Genomic DNA, 1,584 nt, shown 5'->3' with positions numbered 1-1,584 from the left:
ATTTGGCGAATTAGTAGCTGCAAACTTCTTTGAACTTGATTTTTCACCAATTATGACAGCACCAGAAGGCACTTTCAACACATTACGTGAAAAAATCGTACTAGATCTTACTGTAAAAGTATTGCAAGTTCAACAACTTCAAATTCCAGTTGCTAATGTAATAACTCCTAATCTTTTAGGGCTTACTCCTCCAGTTAGTCCTACTCCTGTTATTCATCCTACTGAATCTTGTTAGTCTCTAATTTTTAGAGGAGGAAATTAGAGATAAAAGGACATTTGAAGGTACTGAAAAAATCCAATATTTGAGTTGGCAGTTGAAAGTTCGATTAAATCGAATTTTCAACTGCATTTTTTCTATAATAATATCGATCGTAAATGCACTAATAGGTGCTATCAAAATAATCGAGTTGAAGAAAATAATGTAAAGATAAAATTTTAGTTTTTACTAAGCAATCGTCTATCAAACGCATTAGTATCTCAATTGCTACTGAGATTTTTGCAAGTACTAGGGACAAAAGTAAAAGTAATGCATAAAATGGATAGTAATTATAAGTGCAACACATAGATCAAAATAAAAGTAGCTCATAATGATAACGTTTGAATTTTATTTGACAATATTTGAAAAAAGAGGTATTCATTTGGCTCATCACCAAAAGTTGTGGATGACATTTGTTAAAACGTATGCCATATAGGTTGACCTTCGTTCCGGCTGGGCGACTTCTTGGGATCAGCGTCACAGATGAGACCCTGGAGTGAAGCGGATGTTTTCTGTGTGAAAGCGAAGCGGCAGCGATAAAGCGCCCAGCGGGAACGGAAATCAACCACACGTTTTGGTGATGATCCATTCATTTTAAACTATATACATCCATCATATCTTCGAGCAATAAAAGCAAAAGTGTTTAGCTGTTATCAGATATTAGAAAAGGAAAGGGAAAACACTGTTTTTTTTTAACCAATTTATTCATCAAGGTAAGTGGAAGAAATAAAAATTGAAAAACGGGTTACTTCGTAAGTTTTCCCTGAAGAAAACGGATTTTGAACAAGTCTCTCTAGAAGAATTCATAAAATCTTATCATAAAAAATAAATTGACCAAAAAAGACTTCTTGGCTGTAAAAGTACATAAGAATTTTTACAGATTAACTGTTGCACTTTATTTGTCAAAACATTATTTGGGAGTGAACTAATGAAAACTCCATGGATTAATTATAGAGAGATGAAAGAAATAAGTTCCAAGCAAAAAGTTTTCGTCTATTGTAATGACCTCCTTACTATAGAAAAAGAAGATGAAACTAGCCTTGCAGCGCATCTAAATCCCGATCGTGAGTTACTCATTCCTTCTGAAGTTGATGCTGAGGATGAAATGAATGATCTCCTTGATATAGAAGAGGTGGATGAAACCAATTCTGTAGAGGAACAGGAACTTGTAGCGCATCTAGACTCCGATTGTGGGCTACTTATCCCTTCTGAAATTGATGTTGAGGATGAAAAGAATAATCTGCTTGATATAAAAGCAGCGGATGAAACTAACCCTGTAGAAAAACAGGATTCTACAGCTCATCTAGATCCCAATCCTGTAGAAGAAC

Annotated in this window: 1 protein-coding gene and 1 pseudogene; both read left to right on the top strand. The window is 34.5% G+C overall.

Features of this window, described 5'->3' with window-relative positions:
• Positions 1 to 235: pseudogene (locus QRN68_RS21990) on the top strand (CsxC family protein); the annotation flags it as partial.
• 949 nt (positions 236 to 1,184) lie between these two features.
• The coding region (locus QRN68_RS21985) for a hypothetical protein (RefSeq protein ID WP_285399211.1) at positions 1,185 to 1,584 on the top strand (400 nt) is incomplete at its 3' end.

Origin of the sequence: Lysinibacillus sp. fls2-241-R2A-57, from assembly GCF_030209535.1 — a bacterium.
GTDB lineage: Bacteria > Bacillota > Bacilli > Bacillales_A > Planococcaceae > Lysinibacillus.
The sequence above is the reverse complement of the archived record's forward strand: the minus strand, read 5'-3'. Positions and strand labels throughout refer to the sequence as shown.